We start from the raw sequence: 17,680 nt of genomic DNA, 5'->3' as shown, positions 1-17,680 counted from the left end.
CCCCGTCGGTCGGTGCGCGACGGGGCTTTCCCGCAGACGCCTCAGTGCTGGGCCGCGAGGCGCTGCTGGGCCTCGACGATGAGCCGCTCGGCGTCGGCGGCCGATCCCCACGCGTCGACCTTGACCCACTTGCCGGGCTCGAGGTCCTTGTAGCGCTCGAAGAAGTGCTCGATCTCCTTGCGGGTGTACTCCGGGATGTCGGCCACGTCCTGGATGTGCTGCCAGCGCGGATCCTTGTGCTGCACCGCGATCACCTTGTCGTCACCGCCGGCCTCGTCGCTCATCTTCAGCACGCCGACGGGGCGCACCTTCACGCCCACGCCCGGGAACACGGGGTAGTCGAGCAGCACCAGCACATCGAGCGGATCGCCGTCCTCGCCGAGCGTCTCCTCGAAGAAGCCGTAGTCGGTGGGGTAGACGAAACCCGTGTAGAGCACGCGGTCGAGGTACACCCGGCCCGTCTCGTGATCCACCTCGTACTTGTTGCGGCTCCCCTTCGGGATCTCGATGACGGCGTCGAATGCTGCGGCCATGCGCGCTCCTCTTTCTGTAGATCGGGGCTGCGCTCCAGTGTGCGCGCCTCGGTGTGCGTTGCCCGTCTAAGGGTACCCGACGCCCACGGGCCCGACCTCGCGCCCGGAGGGCCGGATCCCCGGCTCTCTCCTCGCCGAGCGCCGATGCCCGGCGCCGATGCCGCTACGGTGGGGCTATGGTGCAGCGCGCGACCCTCGAGACCAGGCTGGCCGTGCGGCGCGCGCTCGTCGGGCGGCCCGTGCCGGAGGGCGCGGGATCCGCCCCGCTCGTGCTGGTCGCGCTCTCGGGCGGGGCCGACTCGCTCGCGCTCGCCGCGGCGACGGCGTTCGAGGCGCGCGGCGCGGGGGTGCGCGCGGGGGCGATCGTGGTGGATCACGGCCTGCAGGAGGGTTCGGCCGCCGTGGCGGCGCGCGCCGCGGAGCAGGGCGCCGGGCTCGGTCTGGATCCGGTGCTGGTGCGCCGGGTGGAGGTGGTGCCGGATCGGGGCGACGGGCCGGAGGCGGCGGCGCGCGAGGCGCGGTACGGCGCGTTCGCGCGGGCCGCGGGGGAGGCGGGAGCCCGGGCGATCCTCACCGCGCACACCCGCGACGACCAGGCCGAGCAGGTGCTGCTCGCGCTCGCCCGAGGCTCCGGGCTGCGCAGCCTCGCCGGGATCCCCGATCGGCGCGGGTTGGACGGCGGAGCGGTGATCCTGCGCCCCTTCCTGGGCGAGAAACCGTCGGTGACCCGAGCAACGACCGCGGCCGCCTGCATCGAGCAGGGGCTGGAGCCGTGGCGCGATCCGCACAACGACGACCCGTCGTACGCGCGGGTGCGGGTGCGCCGGCGCGTGCTGCCGCAGCTCGAGCGCGAACTGGGCCCGGGGGTCGCGGAGGCGCTCGCGCGCACCGCCGACCTCGCCCGTGAGGACGCCGACGCGCTCGACGCGCTCGCCGAGGAGATCGCGGACGAGGCGCTCGCGGACGAGGCGCTCGCGGGTGCTCCGCTCGCGGATCCCGTGCCCGCCGATCCCGGGCCTGGCGGTGCCGGGCTCGCAGATCCCGCCGCCGAGCCCTTCGAGATGCCGGTTGCGGTCCTTTCCGAGCTGCCGGCTGCGCTGCGTGGGCGCGTGATCCGCTCCGTCGCCTCCCGCCGCTTCGGCTCCCATCTCAGCCGCGAGCACACCCTCGCGGTGGCGGCGCTCGTCACCGACTGGCGGGGGCAGGGACCCATCGACGTGCCGGGAGCCGCGGTGGCGCGGCGCGGGAGCCTGCTCGTGTTCACGGCGCGCTGACGCTCGCCCGCCCCGCACCATCCGCCCCGCACCATCCGTCCCGCACCATCCGTCCCGCACCCTCCGCCCCGCACCCTCCGCCCCGCACCCTCCGCCGAGAGGCCATGATTTTCCCGAGACGCCACGATACTCGCGCGGATCTCTCGGCGTCTCGGGAGAACCATGGCGTTTCGCCGTCCGAAGACCGGGTCGCGAGGCAGTGGCACGGCGCGAGGCAGCGCCCCGAGCAGTGGAAGAATGGAGCGCATGGACGCGAAACAGCTGGGGGACGAACTCTCCGTCGTACTGCACACAGAAGCCGAGCTGCACACCCGGCTCGCCGAGATGGCCCGCGAGATCGAGGCCGACTACGCCGAGGAGCCCCCGCTGCTCGTCGGTGTGCTCAAGGGTGCGGTCATGGTCATGGCCGACCTGGCGCGCGAGCTGCGGTTCCACGCCCAGATGGATTGGATGGCGGTGTCGTCCTACGGAGCGGGCACGAAGTCGAGCGGCGTCGTGAAGATCCTCAAGGACCTCGACGCCGACATCTCCGGTCGGGACGTGCTGATCGTCGAGGACATCATCGACTCCGGCCTCACGCTCCACTGGCTCAAGGCGAACCTCGAGAGCCGCGGCGCGAAGTCGGTGCGCATCTGCACGATGTTGCGCAAGCCCGAGGCGCTCAAGGTGGAGGTCGACGTGGCCTACGTCGGCTTCGACATCCCCGTCGAGTTCGTGGTCGGGTACGGACTCGACTACGCCGAGAACTACCGCAACCTGCGCGACGTCGCGGTTCTCGCGCCGCACGTGTACGGCGGGGAGCAGTAGCGCTCCGCCGCGCAGGGCGCCTCAGTGCGCCGTGAGCGGACAAGACCGTGCGGCACAGTGCGATGTCAGAGGCATTGGCTACGCTTGCATGTGCCGCCGACCTGCGGTACGTCCGTCTCGAAAGGCCCCGACTTGGCAGAGAATTCAACGAAGAGCACGTCGAAGAGCAGAAAGCTGTTCCGCGGCCCGCTGCTCTACCTGATCCTCGCACCGTTGATCGTGCTGCTCGGGTGGTCGCTGCTCTCGGGCGGCGACACCCGCGAGGTGCCGACCGAGCGGGGCCTCGAGATGATCACCTCGGACCAGGCCAAGAAGGCCGAGATCATCGACGGCGACCAGCGGGTCAACCTCACGCTGACCAAGGCCGACAAGGACACCGGGACCGATCAGGTCTTCTTCTACTACGTCTCCCAGCGCGGCGAGGACGTGGTGCGGGCTATCAACCAGGCGGATCTCAAGGACGGCTTCACCGACAAGGTGCCGCAGCCGAACCCGCTGTGGTCGCTGCTCGGCTTCCTGCTGCCGCTGCTGCTCGTCGGCCTGCTGCTGTGGTGGATGCTCTCCTCGATGCAGGGCGGCGGTCGCGGGGTGATGCAGTTCGGCAAGTCCCGCGCGAAGCTCGTCAGCAAGGAGACGCCGCAGGTCACCTTCGCCGACGTCGCGGGCGCCGACGAGGCGGTCGAAGAGCTGCACGAGATCAAGGACTTCCTGCAGGACGCGACGAGGTTCCAGGCGGTCGGGGCCCGCATCCCGAAGGGCGTTCTGCTGTACGGCCCGCCCGGCACGGGCAAGACGCTGCTGGCACGCGCGGTCGCGGGCGAGGCAGGGGTGCCGTTCTACTCGATATCGGGGTCCGACTTCGTCGAGATGTTCGTCGGCGTGGGCGCGAGCCGCGTGCGCGACCTCTTCAAGGAGGCGAAGGCGAACGCGCCCGCGATCATCTTCGTCGACGAGATCGACGCGGTGGGCCAGCGGCGCGGACAGGGCATGGGCGGCGGCCACGACGAGCGCGAGCAGACGCTCAACCAACTGCTCGTCGAGATGGACGGCTTCGATCCGAAGACCAACGTCATCATGATCGCGGCCACCAACCGCCCCGACATGCTCGACCCGGCGCTGCTGCGACCGGGTCGCTTCGACCGTCAGATCGGCGTCGACGCCCCCGACATGCCGGGCCGGCTCAAGATCCTGCAGGTGCACGCCAAGGGCAAGCCGCTCTCCCAGAACGTCGACCTCGAGGTCGTCGCCCGCAAGACGCCCGGCTTCTCGGGCGCGGACCTGGCGAACGTGCTCAACGAGGCCGCGCTGTTGACCGCGCGCTCGAACGCGCAGCTCATCGACAACCGCGCGCTCGACGAGGCGATCGACCGGGTGATCGCAGGCCCGCAGCGTCGCACGCGCGTGATGAGGGACCGGGAGAAGCTCATCACGGCCTATCACGAGGGCGGGCACGCGCTCGTCGCGGCCGGGTTGAACTACACCGACCCGGTCACCAAGATCACGATCCTGCCCCGCGGGCGCGCCCTCGGCTACACGATGGTCATCCCGCTCGAGGACAAGTACTCGGTGACCCGCAACGAGCTGCAGGATCAGCTCGCCTACGCGCTCGGCGGTCGCGTGGCCGAGGAGCTCGTCTTCCACGACCCCACCACCGGAGCGGGCAACGACATCGAGAAGGCGACCGGCACGGCGCGCAAGATGGTCACCGAGTACGGCATGTCGGCCACCGTGGGCCCCGTGAAGCTGGGTCAGGCGCAGCCCGGGGCGTTCCTGGGCGAGTTCGGGCAGAGCCGCGACTACTCCGAGGGCGTCGCCGAGACCATCGACGTCGAGGTGCGCGGCCTGCTCGAGCAGGCGCACAACGAGGCCTACGAGGTGCTGGTCAACAACCGGGACATCCTCGACGCCCTCGCCCGCGAACTGCTCGAGAAGGAGACGCTCGACCACATTCAGATCGCCGAGATCTTCAAGGAGGTGCAGAAGCTGCCCGAGCGAGCCACCTGGCTCTCGCACGAGGGCCGTCCCGTCTCGGATCGCCCCCCCATCGAGGTACCGGACGAGGTGCGCACCGACGGCGTTTCAGTGGCCGACGCGGCTCCCTCCTCAGAGGGCGCGCAACCGGATCGAGAGCCCGACGCGGAACCCGCTCCCGCGGCCGATCCGGATCCGGCCGACCGGCCGCCCGCCTCGAGCCCGCCGCTCGCGCCGGGCCAGACCAGCCAGCCCCCTCGCAACCTGGGCGTGCGCGACGCGGACGACCGCGACGACAGCCGGTAGCGCCCATGGGTGAGACCGTTGACCGCGAGCGCATCGCAGCGGCGGTGCGCGAGTTGCTGAGCGCGATCGGCTCCGACCCCGACAGCCCCGAGCTCTCGAGCACCCCGTTCCGCGTCGCCGAGGCCTACGCCGAGTTCTTCTCGGGGGTGGGGCAGGACGCCGGTCGGCTGCTCTCCGATGCGGTTCCGGTCGGCGACGACACGGGCGAGCTCGTGCTGGTGCGCGACATCGTGCTGCGCTCGGTGTGCGAGCACCACCTGCTGCCCTTCCGAGGGCGCGCCCACGTCGCCTACCGGCCCGGCGACCGCGTGGTCGGGCTCAGCGCGATCCCGCGAGTCGTCGAGGTGCTCGCCGCCCGTCCGCAGGTGCAGGAGCGGCTCGGCGAGCAGATCGCCCAGACCATCGAGGACCGGCTGGGCCCGCGCGGCGTTCTCGTGGTGCTCGAGGCCAGCCACGGCTGCGTCGCGGATCGCGGAGTCAGGCAGAGCGGCGCGCTCGCGGTGACGGTGGCGTCGCGCGGCAGCCTCGGCGACCCGGCTGAGCAGGCCGGGGTGTTCGCGCTGCTCGGCCGGGCAGAGGGCGGCGAACCGTGAGCGGGATCCGCGGCGACGGGCGCGCGCTCGTCGTCGGCGTGCTCAACGTCACCCCCGACTCCTTCAGCGACGGCGGCCGCTTCGCGTCGCAGGAGCGAGCCGTCGCCCGCGGCCTCGAGCTGGCGGCGCAGGGCGCCGACATCGTCGACGTCGGGGGCGAGTCGACGAGGCCCGGGGCCGAGCCCGTCTCCGAGGGCGAGGAGCAGCGACGAGTGCTCGGCGTGATCGAGGCGCTCGCGAAGCGAGGCGTCAGCGTCTCCGTCGACACCGTTCACGCCTCGACGGCCGAGGCGGCCGTCGAGGCCGGGGCGCGCTTCATCAACGATGTCTCGGGAGGCACGTACGATCCCGAAATGCTGCGCGTCGCCGCCCGGGCGAGCCGGAACCGCGGCGCGCGCTTCGTCATCGGCCACTGGCGGGGCATCCCCGCCCCCGATCATCGGCGCTCGACCTACGCCGACGTCGTCGCGGAGGTGCGCGAGGCGCTCGCCGCCAGGGTGCGGGAGGCCGTCGCGGCGGGCGTCGATCCGGCGCGCATCGTGCTCGACCCCGGGCTCGGGTTCGACAAGACCGGCGATCAGAGCTGGAGCCTGCTGGCCCGGCTCGACGCCCTCACCGAGCTGGGCCACCCCGTGCTCGTGGGCGCGTCGCGCAAGCGAATGATCGCCGAGGTGCTCGCGGAGCTGCCGCGAGCCGCGGCTCGCGCGCCCGAGAGCGCGGCCCACGAGCGCGACCTGGCGACGGCGGTGACGAGCGCGCTCGCCGCGCGCGCCGGGGCGTGGGGCGTGCGGGTGCACGATGTCGCCGGCACCGTGCAGGCCCTCGCCGTAGCGCGGAGGTTCGGCGAGAGCTCCCTCGCCGGCCTCGCGACCGCACCGCCCGAGGGCCGGACGCGCGATCGCGTGACGCTGACCGGACTCGAGGTCCACGCGCATCACGGCGTGTTCGACTTCGAACGGGCGCGGGGCCAGCGCTTCCTCATCGACGCCGAGGTGGCGGTCGACCTGACGGCCGCGGCAGCGGGCGACGCGCTGGAGCGCACCGTGCACTACGGCGAGCTCGCCGAGGCGATCGTGGCGGCTGCGGAGCGCGATCCGGTCGACCTCATCGAGACCGTCGCCGAGCGCGTGGCCGACGTGGCGCTCGGGTTCGCCGGCGTGCACAGCGCCACGATCACCGTGCACAAGCCCGAGGCCCCGATCGCCGCCGCCTTCGCGGACGTCTCGGTCACCGTCGTGCGCCGCGCCGCCGACGCGGGCGGGGCCGGGGAGGGCGCACGATGATCGGGCAGATCGTGCGGGTCCTCTTCGCCTTCGGCGCGAACCTCGGCGACCGCGGCGAGACGATCCGCGCCGCGCAGCGCGAGCTCGCCGCGGCGCCGGGCATCCGCGAGTTCGCCGCCTCTCCGCTGCGGGAGACCGTCGCCCTCACGGCCGACGGGCCGGATCCGGAGGCCCCGCGCTATCTGAACGGCGTCGCCACAGCCGAGACCTCCCTGCCGCCGCACGAGCTGCTCGACCTCGCGCAGCGCATCGAGGCGGAGCACGGCAGGGTGCGCGGCGCCCGCTGGGGGAACCGCACGCTCGACATCGATCTCATCCTCTACGGCGGCCGGGTGGTGCGGGACGAGCGCCTCACCGTGCCGCACCCGCGGGCCCACGAGCGCGATTTCGTGCTCGCGCCCTGGCTCGACCTCGAGCCCGAGGCCGTGCTGATGGGACACGGTCGCGTGGCGGCGCTGCTGGCGCGCGTCGGCGACACGACGAGACCGTTCGCGGAGACCGGCCATGCGCAGGGTTGAGCGCAGCAACCCGCTGCTCGTGCTGGCGGCCACCGCCGCGGGGGCCGTGCTGGGCCTGCTGGTGCAGTTCGCGCTGTCGAATCGCGGGGCGCCGCCGCTGGTGCCGCCGCTTTCGCTGCCGGCCTCGCTCGTGCTCATCGCCGTCGTGCTGCTGGTGTTCGGGATCCGGCTGCGCCGTGCGCTGCGGAGGGGAGCGGGCGCGGTCAACCCCTTCCAAGCGGTGCGGCTTCTCGCGGCCGCGCGCGCCGGACAGCTCGTGGGCGCGCTGCTCGGCGGTTTCGGCGGTGGCCTCGCCATCGCGCTGCTCGGGCGCAGCGTGCCCGCTCCGACCGCGACCTGGCTTCCCATGGTTCTCGCGCTGCTCGGCGGCACGGTGCTCGTGGGCTGCGCGGCCTACGCCGAGCACTGCTGCCGTGTGCCGCCGGGCGGAGACGGCGAAGACGCCGACGAACCCGGATCAGAGCCGGGTCCCGCGGACCAGACCGCGTTCCGCAAGCCCTGAGCGGTGACCCGTGCCCGAGCGCCGCGAGCCGCGCCCGCGCGGCGGGGCGGAACCGGAGGTTCGGGTTTCGAGCCCTGAATGTCGTGCGTCGGCTCTAGGCTGGGTGGTGTGAACGATGAAGCGATGGAAACCCAGGGGTTCGCGCCCGCCGAGCAGGCATCCGAGTCGGGAGCGCCTTCCGAGACCGGCGCGAACTGGCCGACGGGCGGCGCCGAGTGGCAGCGCGTGTCGCCGTCGTACGCGTGGGCCGACCTCGCTCTGAACCTGCTGGTCATGCTCGCCGTGGCCGCGGGCCTGGTCGCAGTGCTCATCTTCGGGGGCGACCACGTGCCGCCGCCGCCGTACATCGCCCTCTCGGTCGTGATCGTCGTGCTCTTGATCAACGCGCTGCTGGCGTTCCGGCGCGTGCGGGCGATCGGCTACGTGCTGCGCGAGGACGACCTGCTGTTCCGCCGCGGCATCCTGTTCGAGCGGGTGATCGCCGTGCCGTACGGCCGGCTCCAGCTGGTCGACGTGACCCGCGGTCCGCTGCTGCGCGCGCTCGGACTCGCCACGCTCAAGTTCGTCACGGCGTCCGTCGCGACGGGAGTGCAGCTGCCCGGCCTCCGCCTCGAGGAGGCGGAGAGGCTCCGCGACCGCCTGGTCGAGCTGGCGGAGGCCCGGAGGTCGGGTCTGTGACCGGCCGGAGCGGCTATGACGGCACCGACCCGGGTCCCGGGTCTGTGCCCGGCCGGAGCGGTCCCGCCGGGCCGGGCGCGCCCGATGGGACGGAGGGCCCCCGGACGGCGGTCGAGGCAGGTCCCGTGTCCGACTCCGCGCTCCCGGGAACGCCCGATGCCGAGGGCTGGCGGCGATTGCATCCGCTCTCACCGCTGCTGCGGGGCGGTCTGGTGCTGCTCGTCGTCGCCGGCATCGTCGTCGCCAGCTTCCGCGACCGCTTCGTCGAAGTGCTCTTCGTCAGCGGGATCCTGCGCGACAGCAACAGCGTCGACGTCTCGGTCGAGGGCGACGTGGTCGACCTGTTCGGATACCTCGCGGAGCAGGGACTGCTGCTCGTGGCGCTCGGCATCGCGGCGGGCGCGATCCTGCTGATCGTGCTCTTCTCGTGGATCGCCTGGCGGTTCTCCACCTACCGCATCACGGCCGAGGCGGTGGAGGAGCGCCGCGGAGTGGTCTTCCGCAATCACCGGCGGGCACCGCTGGAGCGCATCCAGAGCGTCAATCTGCAGCGGTCGCTGCTGGCGCGGGCACTGGGGCTCACGAAGATCGAGGTGCTCACGGCCGGACAGGGCGGCAAGGTCGAACTCGCGTTCCTGGGGCACCGCGACGCCAAGCTGGTGCGCGAGCAGATCATCCGCCGCGCCGCGGAGAAGCGGAGCGGGCGGGCGGCGCGGGATCACGCGGCGCGGGAGGGGGCGGCGGGGGAGCGGAGCGAGGCGCCCACGGCGGGGGAGCCGTCGTCCGACGTCGCGGCACCCGCTCCGGTCGACTTCGACGGGCGGGCCTTCTCCGAGGCGGGCGACCGGCTGACGGCGCGTGCCCAGGACTTCGTCGACGCCGACATCGATCCGGAGGCCGCGGCCGAGCACGCCCTCGTGCGGGTGCCGGTGGGCCGCCTCGTCGGAAGCATCGCGCTCAGCTGGGAGTCGGTGATCACGGCGATCATCCTGATCGGCATCGTCGTGGGCGGCGCCGTGCTCGAGCCGGCGCTGATACTCGGCGTGATCCCGATGCTCCTCGTCATGGTCAGCGTCACCTTCAGCCAATTCAACAAGGGCTTCAACTTCACCCTCGCGCGCGGCCGCGATTCGGTGCGCACCGGCTCGGGGCTCACGTCCACCACGACCGAGTCGATCCCCTTCGGCCGCATTCACGCGGTGGAGGCGCGCCAGCCGCTGCTCTGGCGTCCGTTGGGCTGGTGGAAGGTGCGGATCACGACGGCGGGACGCTCGGTGTCGCAGGGCGGCCAGAACAGCACGCAGAACGTCGTGCTGCCCGTCGGCCCCGAGGCCGACGTGCTGCGCGTCGTCGAGACGCTGCTGCCCGGGGTCGGCGACGACGCCCGCGAGATCGACGGACTGCGCGACGGGCTCGCGGGGGCCGGGAACGGGTACCTCGACGCGGGCCCTCGAGCGGGATGGGTGCTGTGGTGGGGTCGACGCCGGGCGGGCGTGAGGATCGCCGATGCCGCGACCCGAGACGCGACCCTGCGCATTCGCCGCGGCGCGCTCACCCGGTCGCTGTCGATCATGCCGGTCGTCCGGGCCCAGTCGGTGCAGCTGCGCCGGCCGCTGCTGCACCGCCTCCTCGGGCTGGCGTCGGTGCAAGCGCACACGGTGCTCGGACCGGTGCGCATGGAGATGCGCGGAATCGAGCTGGGTGCGGCGCGGAGATTCTTCGACGAGCTCGCCTCGACGGTGCTCCGCGTTCAGGGGGCGGACGGCCTGGGCCCCACCGGGCAGGGTCCGGCGCTGACCGGCACGGAGACTCGGACCGGCGACCGGGCGCGGACCCCCGCATCCCGACCGGTCACGGACGAGGGGCCCGCGTGAGTGCCGCCTCCTCGCGACTCGGGGTCGGCGTGATCGGCGCCGGGCGCGTCGGACCGGTTCTGGCGCGGGCGCTCGCGGGCGCCGGCCACGCCATCACGGGCATCTCGGCGATCAGCGAGGAGAGCCGGGATCGCGCCGAGAGCATGCTGCCCGGCGCGCCGATCCTCGAGCCGGCCGAGGTGGTGCGCCGATCCGAGCTGGTGCTGCTCGCGGTTCCGGGAGCCGAGCTGCCCGGGCTCGTGAGCGGGCTCGCCGCCATCGGAGCCTGGCAACCGGGCCAGCTCGCGATCCACACCGCCCCGGAGCACGGGTACGGGGTCTTCGCCCCCGCTCTCGCCGTGGGCGTGATCCCGATCGCCCTGCACCCGGCCATCGTGTTCACCGGCACGAGCCTCGACCTGGGCCGACTCTCCGGCGCGACGGTCGCCGTCACGGCGCCCGCTCCCGTACTGCCGATCGGGCAGGCGCTGGCCGTCGAGATGGGCGCCGAGCCGGTCGTGGTGGGCGAGCAGGACCGGCCCGCCTACGCCGAGGCGATCGGTGCCGCGGACGAGTTCTCGCGCGCCGTCGTGCGGCAGGCCGCGGACGCGCTGCGCGCCATCGGGATCGAGCGGCCCGACCGCGCGGTGGGCGGCGTCGTGCGTGCCGCCGTCGAGGATGAGCTCATGTCCGCCGCGGGCGCCGATCCCGATCCCCGCGAGTAGGATGGATCGGTACGCCCGAACCACGGAGGAACCCGCCCATATGAGCGAGCAGACCGCAGCCGACGCGCCCCGCGAGAGCACCGAGAACGCCGAGGAGGTCTTCGAGCAGAAGCGCGTGCGCCTCGAGAAGCGCGACCGGCTGAACGCACGGGGCGACCTCGCGGGCGGCGCGTACCCCGTGACCCTTCCGGTGACCGCCACCATCCCGGAGGTGCGCGCCCGGTGGGCGCATCTCGAGGAGACCCCGGACAGCGCCTCGGGCGAGACCGTGGGAGTCGCCGGCCGTGTCGTGTTCCAGCGCAACACCGGCAAGCTGTGCTTCGCCTCGCTGCAGGCCGGCGACGGCACCCGCATCCAGGCCATGGTGAGCCTCGCGGAGGCTGGAGAGCAGTCGCTCGTCGAGTACAAGGAGCTCGTCGACCTGGGCGACCACCTCTTCGTGAGCGGCGAGGTCATCTCGAGCCGCCGCGGCGAGCTGTCGATCATGGTGCGGGAGTGGCGCATCGCCGCCAAGGCGCTCGCGCCGCTGCCGAACATGTACGCGGAGCTGAACGAGGAGACGCGCGTGCGCCAGCGCTACCTCGACCTGATCCAGCGCGAGCAGGCCCGCATCAACGTCGTCACCCGGGCCCGCACCATGGCGAGCCTGCGCCGGACCTTCGCCGAGCGCGACTTCGTCGAGGTCGAGACCCCGATGCTGCAGACCATGCACGGCGGCGCCTCCGCGCGCCCGTTCGTGACGCACTCCAACGCCTTCGACACCGAGCTCTTCCTCCGCATCGCGCCCGAGCTCTACCTCAAGCGCGCCGCGGTCGGAGGGCTCGAGCGCGTCTTCGAGATCAATCGCAACTTCCGCAACGAGGGCGCCGACTCGACCCACAGCCCCGAGTTCGCGATGCTCGAGGCGTACCAGGCCTACACCGACTATCACGGCATCGCGGACCTGACGCAGGCGCTCGTGCAGGACGCCGCGCTCGCCGCGAACGCCGGCACCGAGCGCGAGGGCACGCACGTGGTGGAGTGGGCGGACGGGACCCTCTTCGACCTCGGCGGTGACTGGGATCGCATCTCGATGTACGGCACCCTGTCCGAGGCGGCGGGCCGTGAGATCACGCCCGAGGCCTCCGTGGAGGAGCTGCTGGCCATCGCCTCTGTCTGCGGCGTCGAGGTGAAGCTGCCCAACCACGGCAAGCTCGTGGAGGAGCTGTGGGAGTACTTCGTGAAGGGCGGGCTCACGAGGCCGACCTTCGTCATGGACTTCCCGCTGGAGACGAGTCCGCTCACCCGGCACCACCGCTCCATTCCCGGCGTCGTCGAGAAGTGGGACCTCTACGTGAGGGGCTTCGAACTGGCCACCGGGTACTCCGAGCTCGTCGACCCCGTCGTGCAGCGCGAGCGCTTCGTGCAGCAGGCGGCCGAGGCCGCCCGCGGCGATGACGAGGCCATGCGCATCGACGAGGAGTTCCTGCGCGCTCTCGAGCACGGCATGCCGCCCTCGGGTGGCATGGGGATGGGGGTGGATCGCCTCCTCATGGCGCTGACGGGTCTCGGGATCCGTGAGACGATCCTGTTCCCGCTCGTCAAGTAGTCCCGCTCAGGAAGCATGGGGCGACGGCGGGTACAGTGGTGGCCATGGACAACTGGTGGGTGAACGCGGTGTGGTCGTTGACGCCGACCGTGCTGATCGGGCTCTTCTTCTGGCTCGTGCTGCGGCTGATCCTCCGGGCCGACCGCACCGAGCGGCGCATCTACCAGCAGATCGAGGACGAGGAGCGCGCGAAGGCCGGCCTTCCGGCGCGCGACGAGCGCTGAGCCGTCCCCCCTCGATAGAGTGAGTGCAGCCGTGCGGCTGCAGCGCTCGATCGTGTCGGAGGGAGGGAGGGCTTGGATCTCAGCTGGTTCCAGGTCAACTGGCCCTACGTCTGGACCCTGTCGCTCCTCATCGTCGACAACGTCATCCGGGTCGTCGCACTCTTCGTCGTGCCGCGCAACCGTCGCCCGACGGCCGGGATGGCCTGGCTCATGGCCATATTCCTGCTGCCCGTGCCGGGCCTGCTCCTGTTCCTGGTGATCGGCAGCAAGCGCCTGCCGCGCAAGCGGGAGCAGAAGCAGGAGGCCATCAACCACTTCGTCGCTCAGGTGGCGGAGCGCGAGGAGAGCGACCTCATCACACCCGAGGACCGCCTCCACCCCGGGCTGGACAGCGCCGTGAAGCTCGGGCGCTCCCTCGGCGCGCAGCCGATGCTGCGCGGCAACGACGCATCGCTCTGCATCGACTACGAGGAGTCGTTCGCGCGCATGGCGGAGGCGATCCGCGAAGCCCGGGAGTACGTGCACATCGAGTTCTACATCCTGGTGCACGACGACACGACCGACGACGTCTTCGCCGCGATGCGCGAGGCCGTGATGCGCGGCGTGAAGGTGCGGGTGCTGCTCGACCACGTCTCCGCGGTGCGCAACCCCGGCACCGCGCGCACCGCCCGGAGCCTCTCCGCGCTCGGTGCGGACTGGGCGTACATGCTGCCCGTGCGGCCGTGGCGGGGCGAGTACCAGAGGCCGGATCTGCGCAACCACCGCAAGCTCATCGTGGTCGACGGGCGCGTCGGTTTCATGGGCTCTCAGAACCTCGTCGACTCGAGCTACAATAAGGCGACGAACCGGCGACGGGGCCTGCATTGGAAAGACCTCATGGTGCGGGTGGAGGGGCCGATCGTGCTCGGTCTCGAGGCGGTGTTCCAGGGCGACTGGTATCAGGAGACCGGCGAGTACCTCACGCACCTCTCCGAGTCCGTGTTCGAGGTGGACCGGCCCGGAGAACTCGATTGCCAGATCGTGCCGAGCGGCCCCGGGTACGCAGGCGAGAACAACCTGCAGGTCTTCGTGGCCCTGATGTACACCGCCCAGCACCGCATCAGCATCACGAGCCCCTACTTCGTGCCCGACGGCTCCATCATGAACGCCCTTCGCGCCGCCACGGCGCGCGGGGTCGACGTCGAGCTCTTCGTCTCCGAGATCGGCGACCAGGCCGTGGTCTACCACGCCCAGCGCTCGTACTACGAGGAGCTGCTGCGCGCCGGGGTGCGCATCTGGATGTTCCGGCCGCCGTACATCCTGCACTCGAAGCACTTCGCGGTCGATGACGAGGTCGCCGTGGTGGGTTCCTCGAACATGGACCAGCGATCCTTCGGCCTCAACATGGAGATCTCCATGGTCGTGCACGGCCGCCGCTTCGTGCGCGATATCGACGGCGTGAGCGACTACTACCGGGCCAACTCGCGCGAGCTGACGCTCGAGGAGTGGCTGAAGCAGCCGCTCAGATCTCAGCTGCTCGACGGGCTCGCCCGTCTCACTTCTGCCCTGCAATAGCGTCTCCCCGGAGGCACCGCTGCGGTCCTTCTGCACACGCCGGGGCGTCGATTTTGGTTTTCCTCCCGGGGTGTGCAAGCATGCCACTACCGCACACGACGGAAGGAAACGCAATGGCGCGTCAAACTACTTCTCCTGTCCCCGACGAGACTGCTGCGGGCCCCTCGGGCTCGGCGGACCCGCAGCCCGGGGCCGCCTCGACCGCGGCCGCCGAGCCGTCGGCCGCCGCGAAGCCGGCGCGTGCCGCGAAGCGGAGCGCCTCGTCGAAAACGAAGACGGCCGCTCGCGCGAAGCCGACGGCGACCGCGTCGAAGACCAGGGCGAAGAGCCCGGCGGCGCGAGCGAAGAGCACGACCGCGGAGGCGTCCGGGGCCGAGGCGGAGGCGCCGGTCTCCGCGAAGCCGGTCCCTGCGAAGCCGGTCGCCGCGAAGAAGCCCCCGGCTCGCCGCAAGCGACCCCGCAAGGCCCCCGCCACGGGGCCGGTCACGATCGGCCGCAGCGGCTTCACGAAGCTCAAGAACATCTCCGAGATCCGGCACTACCTGCGCACGAGCGATACGCCGGTGTTCTTCGTCGGCGCCACGGCGTTCAACCTGCTCGGCCTCGACCGCTGGGTGCGCGGCTTCTCGTACATCTCGTACTACGACAGCTGGGACGGCACCCACCCGCGGGTGTTCACCCCCTCGGAGAAGCCGTACATCGAGTTCGAGAGCGGTGAGGAGATCAACAACTGGCTGCTGCGCAACCACGAGGTGCGCGCCCACATCGAGCGGCGCACTCCTCCGGGCGTACGCCCCCAGATCGTGATGGTCTTCTTCGACGAGGAGACCGAGCGCATCTGCGAGGAGCTCGACTACGAGCTGATTCTGCCGAGTCACGAGCTTCGCGGACGGCTCGACTCGAAGATCGTCACCACCCAGATCGCCGACTCGGTGGGGGTGCCGAGCGTGCCCAACGTGCTCACGACGGTCGAGGGCTGGGACGAACTGGTGAGGGTCACCGATCGGGCGAAGCTGGGGCAGGACCTCGTCATTCAGACGGCTTACGGCGACTCTGGCAAGACGACGTACTTCGTGACGAGCGAGGCCGAGTTCGCCGCCGTCGCCGACGAGGTGATCGGCGTCGAGATCAAGGTGATGAAGCGGATCAACAACCGCCCGATCGCCATCGAGGCCGTGAACACCCGCCACGGCACGGTGGTGGGCCCGTGCATGACGGAGATCACGGGCCACGCCGACCTCACCCCGTATCGGGGCGGATGGGCGGGCAACGAGATGTTCCCGACGGTGCTCGACGACGAGAGCCGCCACGCCGCCGTGCAGCTCGTGCGTAAGCTCGGCGACCGGCTCGGCAAGGAGGGGTACCGAGGCTTCTTCGAGGTCGACGTGCTGCTCGACACCGACACGGGCGACGTCTACCTGGGCGAGCTCAACCCGCGCGTCAGCGGTGCTTCGGCCATCACCAACGTGACCGCCGGCGCCTACGCCGACGTGCCGCTCTTCGCTTTCCACCTGCTCGAGTACTCGGGAATCGACTTCGAGATCGACGTCGACGAGATCAACGCTCGCTGGGAGGAGCTCGCCTCGGAGGACGAGTGGAGCCACATGGTGATCAAGCACACGAGCAGCACCGTGGAGCGCATCGACGCGGCGCCCCGCACCGGCCGCTACGTGCTCGACCACTATGGCAACCTCGTCTACAGCCACGGCGACCTCGACTGGCACCTGCTCACGTCGGAGTCGGAGGCGTTCTACCTGCGCATCTACCAGGAGGGCGACTACCGCTGGAAGGGCGCGGATCTCGGCATCCTCGTCACGAAGGCGCACCTGGAGGCGAGTCACGGCGGTCTGACGCTGCACGCCAAGTACCTCATCGACGCGATCCGCGGCATGTACCGGGTCACTCGGATCGACGGGGAGGAGCCGGCTCCGAAGCCCGCTCCGGCCAAGGGCAAGTGATCTCGCGTGGGATACTGTACGGATGACTGCTGAGACTGGATATGGATTAAACGGTCCGACCACCGGATTCATCCAGGTGGTGCCGCCGCTCGACCAGTGGCAGTTCGCCCCGTATCTGCAGTGGTCGATGCAGAACATCCAGTCGTTTCTGCCGGTGCGCCGGATCAGCCGGGGCGTGCGCGCGACCGAGTTCGCGCAGCGCCCAGCTGATCTGACCGCGCTCACGATTCCGCATCCGTGGGAGGAGCGGTCGGCCTCGTTCATCGAGGTGATGCAGAGCACGTTCACCGATGGCTGGATGGTGGTGCATCAGGGCGCGATCGTCGCCGAGCAGTACACGGGCACGCTGCTGCCTGCCGGGATGCACCTGCTCATGTCGGTGTCGAAATCGCTCACCGCCACCACAGCCGGCCTGCTCGCCGCGAGCGGGGAACTCGATCTCGAGAGCCCGGTGACGAGCTACGTCCCCGAACTCGCCGGTTCGGGGTACGAGGGCGCTCTGGTGCGTCACCTGGTCGATATGCGCACGGGCGTGCGCTTCTCGGAGGAGTACCTCAACGAGGACGCCGAGGTGAGGCTTCTCGAGGAGGCGATCGGCTGGGCGCCCAAGAAGCACGTCGGCGTCCCCGACTCGCTGCTGGGCTTCCTCGCGACGCTCGGCCAGGACGGCCCTCACGGGGGCGCCTTCGACTACAAGTCGTGCGAGACCGACGCGCTCGGCTTCGTGATTCAGGGGGCGGCCGGCGGCCGGCACGCGGCCGACGTGATGTCCGAGCGGCTGTGGCAGCCGATGGGTGCGGAGTTCGACGCGCACGTCGGCGTCGACGGCGTCGGCGGGGGGATGTTCGACGGGGGCGTCTCGGCCGCGATGCGGGATCTCGCCCGCTTCGGAAGCCTCTTCGCCAACCGGGGCAGTGCGCTCGACGGCGCTCGGGTGCTGCCCGAGTGGTGGGTCGACGACACCTTCGCCGGCGGGCCGGACTCGCGCGAGGCCTTCGCGCTCTCGCCCGAGCCGACGCTTATGCCCGGCGGCATGTACCGCAACGGATTCTGGTTTCCCGGCGAGAGCGCCGATGTGATGCTCGCGCTGGGCATCCACGGGCAGATGATCTATGTGAACCGGGCCACGGGCGTCGTCGGGGTCAAGGTCTCCAGCTGGCCCACCCCGCAGGACGCGGAGAAGCTCTTCTGGACGGTGCGGGCCTTCGAGGCCGCCTCGTGGGCGCTGAGCCGCGGAGAGATCTGAGGCCGTTCTCGCCCGCCCGGCTTGATCAGAGCCCGCCCGGTCCGGGTCCGGCTCGGTACGGTGAACG

16 protein-coding genes are annotated in these 17,680 nt (G+C 71.3%); 15 read left to right on the top strand and 1 reads right to left on the bottom strand.

Going from position 1 to position 17,680, the window contains the following annotated elements; genetic code table 11:
- Positions 1-41: 41 nt before the first annotated feature.
- Complete coding sequence (ppa, locus tag D1J51_RS09030) at positions 42-533, bottom strand: inorganic diphosphatase (RefSeq protein ID WP_119074864.1); 492 nt, start codon at positions 531-533, stop codon at positions 42-44.
- A gap of 176 nt (positions 534-709) precedes the next feature.
- On the opposite strand from ppa, the gene tilS reads away from it, so the two are divergent.
- The 15 genes from tilS (at position 710) to D1J51_RS08955 (ending at position 17,613) form a co-directional block, all read left to right on the top strand.
- Positions 710-1,807, top strand: coding sequence for a tRNA lysidine(34) synthetase TilS (tilS, locus tag D1J51_RS09025; protein ID WP_119074863.1), 1,098 nt, complete (start codon positions 710-712; stop codon positions 1,805-1,807).
- A gap of 246 nt (positions 1,808-2,053) precedes the next feature.
- Positions 2,054-2,614 carry a hypoxanthine phosphoribosyltransferase gene (gene hpt / locus D1J51_RS09020; RefSeq protein WP_119074969.1) on the top strand — a complete coding sequence of 187 codons (561 nt, stop codon included), beginning with the start codon at positions 2,054-2,056 and terminating at the stop codon, positions 2,612-2,614.
- A gap of 132 nt (positions 2,615-2,746) precedes the next feature.
- Positions 2,747-4,891 carry an ATP-dependent zinc metalloprotease FtsH gene (gene ftsH, locus D1J51_RS09015; RefSeq protein WP_119074862.1) on the top strand — a complete coding sequence of 715 codons (2,145 nt, stop codon included), beginning with the start codon at positions 2,747-2,749 and terminating at the stop codon, positions 4,889-4,891.
- Between the two features lie 5 nt (positions 4,892-4,896).
- Positions 4,897-5,484, top strand: coding sequence for a GTP cyclohydrolase I (gene folE / locus D1J51_RS09010; RefSeq protein WP_119074861.1), 588 nt, complete (start codon positions 4,897-4,899; stop codon positions 5,482-5,484).
- The gene (gene folP / locus D1J51_RS09005; RefSeq protein WP_162903737.1) at positions 5,481-6,767 is read left to right on the top strand and encodes a dihydropteroate synthase; all 1,287 of its coding nucleotides are present in this window, start codon (positions 5,481-5,483) and stop codon (positions 6,765-6,767) included. Before folE ends, folP begins: the two co-directional genes overlap by 4 nt.
- Positions 6,764-7,285, top strand: coding sequence for a 2-amino-4-hydroxy-6-hydroxymethyldihydropteridine diphosphokinase (gene folK, locus D1J51_RS09000; RefSeq protein ID WP_119074860.1), 522 nt, complete (start codon positions 6,764-6,766; stop codon positions 7,283-7,285). The genes folP and folK overlap by 4 nt, the downstream gene beginning before the upstream one ends.
- Positions 7,272-7,787, top strand: a complete 516-nt coding sequence (locus D1J51_RS08995; protein ID WP_119074859.1) for a DUF3180 family protein — start codon at positions 7,272-7,274, stop codon at positions 7,785-7,787. The genes folK and D1J51_RS08995 overlap by 14 nt, the downstream gene beginning before the upstream one ends.
- Positions 7,788-7,895: 108 nt before the next feature.
- A complete protein-coding gene (locus D1J51_RS08990; RefSeq protein ID WP_240423096.1) occupies positions 7,896-8,465 on the top strand; it encodes a PH domain-containing protein in 570 nt (189 codons plus the stop codon).
- 125 nt (positions 8,466-8,590) lie between these two features.
- A complete protein-coding gene (locus D1J51_RS08985) occupies positions 8,591-10,339 on the top strand; it encodes a PH domain-containing protein (RefSeq protein WP_119074857.1) in 1,749 nt (582 codons plus the stop codon).
- The gene (locus D1J51_RS08980) at positions 10,336-11,043 is read left to right on the top strand and encodes a Rossmann-like and DUF2520 domain-containing protein (protein WP_119074856.1); all 708 of its coding nucleotides are present in this window, start codon (positions 10,336-10,338) and stop codon (positions 11,041-11,043) included. Before D1J51_RS08985 ends, D1J51_RS08980 begins: the two co-directional genes overlap by 4 nt.
- Positions 11,044-11,083: 40 nt before the next feature.
- Positions 11,084-12,631 carry a lysine--tRNA ligase gene (gene lysS, locus D1J51_RS08975; protein WP_119074855.1) on the top strand — a complete coding sequence of 516 codons (1,548 nt, stop codon included), beginning with the start codon at positions 11,084-11,086 and terminating at the stop codon, positions 12,629-12,631.
- 44 nt (positions 12,632-12,675) lie between these two features.
- The gene (locus D1J51_RS08970; protein WP_119074854.1) at positions 12,676-12,855 is read left to right on the top strand and encodes a hypothetical protein; all 180 of its coding nucleotides are present in this window, start codon (positions 12,676-12,678) and stop codon (positions 12,853-12,855) included.
- A 72-nt stretch (positions 12,856-12,927) separates the two neighbouring features.
- Positions 12,928-14,409: a cardiolipin synthase gene (gene cls / locus D1J51_RS08965; protein WP_119074853.1), complete on the top strand. Its 1,482-nt coding sequence runs from the start codon at positions 12,928-12,930 to the stop codon at positions 14,407-14,409.
- Positions 14,410-14,522: 113 nt separating this feature from the next.
- A complete protein-coding gene (locus tag D1J51_RS08960) occupies positions 14,523-16,367 on the top strand; it encodes an ATP-binding protein (RefSeq protein ID WP_119074852.1) in 1,845 nt (614 codons plus the stop codon).
- A 22-nt stretch (positions 16,368-16,389) separates the two neighbouring features.
- Complete coding sequence (locus D1J51_RS08955; protein WP_119074851.1) at positions 16,390-17,613, top strand: serine hydrolase domain-containing protein; 1,224 nt, start codon at positions 16,390-16,392, stop codon at positions 17,611-17,613.
- Positions 17,614-17,680 lie beyond the last annotated feature (67 nt).

This window comes from Leucobacter sp. wl10 (genome assembly GCF_003569785.1).
In the GTDB taxonomy this organism is placed as follows: Bacteria; Actinomycetota; Actinomycetes; order Actinomycetales; family Microbacteriaceae; genus Leucobacter.
The sequence above is the reverse complement of the archived record's forward strand: the minus strand, read 5'-3'. Positions and strand labels throughout refer to the sequence as shown.